Annotated in this window: 1 rRNA gene; it reads left to right on the top strand. The window is 53.9% G+C overall.

The features are described 5' to 3' along the window. Window positions 1–308 precede the first annotated feature (308 nt). Window positions 309–3,393: ribosomal RNA gene (locus YWU_RS0113300) — 23S ribosomal RNA — on the top strand. Window positions 3,394–3,473 lie beyond the last annotated feature (80 nt).

The raw sequence follows: 3,473 nt of genomic DNA, 5'->3' as shown, positions 1-3,473 counted from the left end.
CTTTTTCAGGCAGTAGTCTGGGGTGTTGTTTTTCGGGTGGACATCATACGAGGTAGATACGCTTATGCGACAGGGAGCTTTAGTCTTCCGGTGTGGGTGTGAGCGACGCAGGTTGTTCAAAACGAGTGCATTGGCATGCTGTTGGGTGTCTGGAAGAGCATTGCTTTTTCCAAGGCGCCGGCCACGAAGTGCGAGAGTGTGATGCTTTTGTGTGGGTGGGTTGGTGGTGTTGTGTGAGAACTGGATAGTGGACGCGAGCATCTTTTATTTTTTGCGTTTTAGTGTGATCTATGTGATCTGCATGTGTTGTTGTGTTAATTAAGGGCACACGGTGGATGCCTTGGCACAAGGAGCCGATGAAGGACGTGAGAGGCTGCGAAATGCCTCGGGGAGCTGCCAACTGAGCGTTGATCCGAGGGTGTCCGAATGGGGAAACCTGGCTGTCGTTATGGGCAGTCGCCGCAGGGTGAATTCATAGCCCTGTTGGTGGTTACGCGGGGAAGTGAAACATCTCAGTACCCGTAGGAAGAGAAAATAATAATGATTCTGCTAGTAGTGGCGAGCGAACGTGGATGAGGCTAAACCATATGCGTGTGATACCTGGCAGGGGTTGCGTGTGTGGTGTTGTGGGGTCTGTTTTTTCTGGTCTGCCAGCCAGGAGCGATGATCATGTGTGTTAGCGGAAGTGGTGTGGAATCGCCTACCGTAGTCGGTGAGAGTCCGGTACGTTAAAGCATGTGTGGTGTTGTTAATGGGTGCCCCGAGTAGCAGCGGGCTCGTGGAATCTGCTGTGAATCTGCCGGGACCGCCCGGTAAGCCTAAATACTTCTTGTGACCGATAGCGGATAGTACCGTGAGGGAATGGTGAAAAGTACCCCGGGAGGGGAGTGAAATAGTACCTGAAACCGTGTGCTTACAATCCGTCAGAGCCTCTTTGTGGGGTGATGGCGTGCCTTTTGAAGAATGAGCCTGCGAGTCAGCGGCATGTCGCGAGGTTAACCCGTGTGGGGTAGCCGTAGGGAAACCGAATCCTAATAGGGTGTTTTTAGTGGCATGTCCTGGACCCGAAGCGGAGTGATCTACCCATGGCCAGTGTGAAGCGATGGTAAGACGTCGTGGAGGCGCGAACCCACTTAGGTTGAAAACTGAGGGGATGAGTTGTGGGTAGGGGTGAAAGGCCAATCAAACTCCGTGATAGCTGGTTCTCCCCGAAATGCATTTAGGTGCAGCGTCGTGTGTTTCCTCCTGGAGGTAGAGCTACTGGTTGGTTTAGCGGGACTACAATCTTAGCGACATCAGCCAAACTCCGAATGCCGGTGAGGTGAGAGCACGGCAGTGAGACTGCGGGGGATAAGCTTCGTGGTCGAGAGGGAAACAGCCCAGATCGCCGGCTAAGGCCCCTAAGGGTATGCTAAGTGGAAAAGGATGTGGGATCGCGAAGACAACCAGGAGGTTGGCTTAGAAGCAGCCATCCTTGAAAGAGTGCGTAATAGCTCACTGGTCGAGTGGTTCTGCGCCGACAATGTAGTGGGGCTCAAGCATACCGCCGAAGCCGCGGCAATCATGGTTTTGCCATGGTTGGGTAGGGGAGCGTCGTGTACTTGCGTTGAAGCAGCCGGGTGACCGTGTTGTGGAGTGTGCACGAGTGAGAATGCAGGCATGAGTAGCGAATGAGGAGTGGAAAACTCCTCCGCCGAATGACTAAGGGTTCCTGGGTTAAGCTAATCTTCCCAGGGTGAGTCGGGACCTAAGGCGAGGCCGACAGGCGTAGTCGATGGATAACGGGTTGATATTCCCGTACCCGTGGTATCGCGCCCATGGTGAATCAGTGATACTAACCCACCTGAACATTTCCGTTCCAACTTTCGGGTTGGTGTGGTTGTGGGATGCTGGGGACCTGATCTGGTAGTAGCTAAGTGATGGGGTGACGCAGGAAGGTAGCCGTGCCACCTGATGGATGGTGGTGTAAGCGTGTGGCCCGTGCAGTAGGTAAATCCGCTGTGCATTTTGGGTGAGGCGTGATGCGTACCCGTTGTGGGGAAGTTGGTGATCCTATGCTGTCGAGAAAAGCCTCTAGCGAGTGGTACTTCGGCCCGTACCGATAACCGACACAGGTAGTTAGGTAGAGAATACTAAGGCGATCGGGTGAACTGTGGTTAAGGAACTCGGCAAAATGCCCCCGTAACTTCGGGAGAAGGGGGGCCCTGGCTGGTTGCAACTTTTTGCGGGTTGTTGGCTGGTTGGGGTCGCAGAGAATAGGGGGGAGCGACTGTTTATTAAAAACATAGGTCCGTGCGAAGACGGTAAGTCGATGTATACGGACTGACGCCTGCCCGGTGCTGGAAGGTTAAGAGGACCGGTTAGTCACTTTTTGGGTGGCGAAGCTGAGAATTTAAGCCCCAGTAAACGGCGGTGGTAACTATAACCATCCTAAGGTAGCGAAATTCCTTGTCGGGTAAGTTCCGACCTGCACGAATGGCGTAACGACTCCCCTGCTGTCTCAACCACAGGCCCGGCGAAATTGCAGTACGAGTAAAGATGCTCGTTACGCGCGGCAGGACGAAAAGACCCCGGGACCTTCACTATAGCTTGGTATTGGTGTTCGGTTCGGTTTGTGTAGGATAGGTGGGAGACTGTGAAGCTATCACGCTAGTGGTGGTGGAGTCGTTGTTGAAATACCACTCTGATCGGATTGGATGTCTAACCTTGGCCCATGATCTGGGTTGGGGACAGTGCCTGGTGGGTAGTTTAACTGGGGCGGTTGCCTCCTAAAGAGTAACGGAGGCGCCCAAAGGTTCCCTCAGCCTGGTTGGCAATCAGGTGTTGAGTGTAAGTGCACAAGGGAGCTTGACTGTGAGAGTGACAGCTCGAGCAGGGACGAAAGTCGGGACTAGTGATCCGGCACTGGCTTGTGGAAGCGGTGTCGCTCAACGGATAAAAGGTACCCCGGGGATAACAGGCTGATCTTCCCCAAGAGTCCATATCGACGGGATGGTTTGGCACCTCGATGTCGGCTCGTCGCATCCTGGGGCTGGAGTTGGTCCCAAGGGTTGGGCTGTTCGCCCATTAAAGCGGCACGCGAGCTGGGTTTAGAACGTCGTGAGACAGTTCGGTCTCTATCCGCCGCGCGCGTTGAAACTTGAGAAAGGCTGACCCTAGTACGAGAGGACCGGGTTGGACGTACCTCTGGTGTGCCAGTTGTTCCGCCAGGGGCAGGGCTGGTTGGCTACGTACGGAAGGGATAACCGCTGAAAGCATCTAAGCGGGAAGCCTGTTTCGAGATGAGGTTTCTTTTGAGGTTCCCTGTAGATGACGGGGTTGATAGGCCGGATCTGGAAGCGCTGTGAGGCGTTGTGAGGTGACCGGTACTAATTTGCCGATGAAATACAACATTTTCATGTTGCTTTAACGTAACGAATACTTTGGTGTTCGCGTCCACTGTTTAGTGTCTGGGACAATACCGGCTGCTGAGC

The sequence above is a fragment of the Corynebacterium sputi DSM 45148 genome (assembly GCF_000427865.1).
GTDB classification, from domain to species: Bacteria; Actinomycetota; Actinomycetes; order Mycobacteriales; family Mycobacteriaceae; genus Corynebacterium; species Corynebacterium sputi.
Note: the sequence above shows the minus strand (reverse complement) of the source record. Positions and strands in the feature narration are given on the sequence as shown.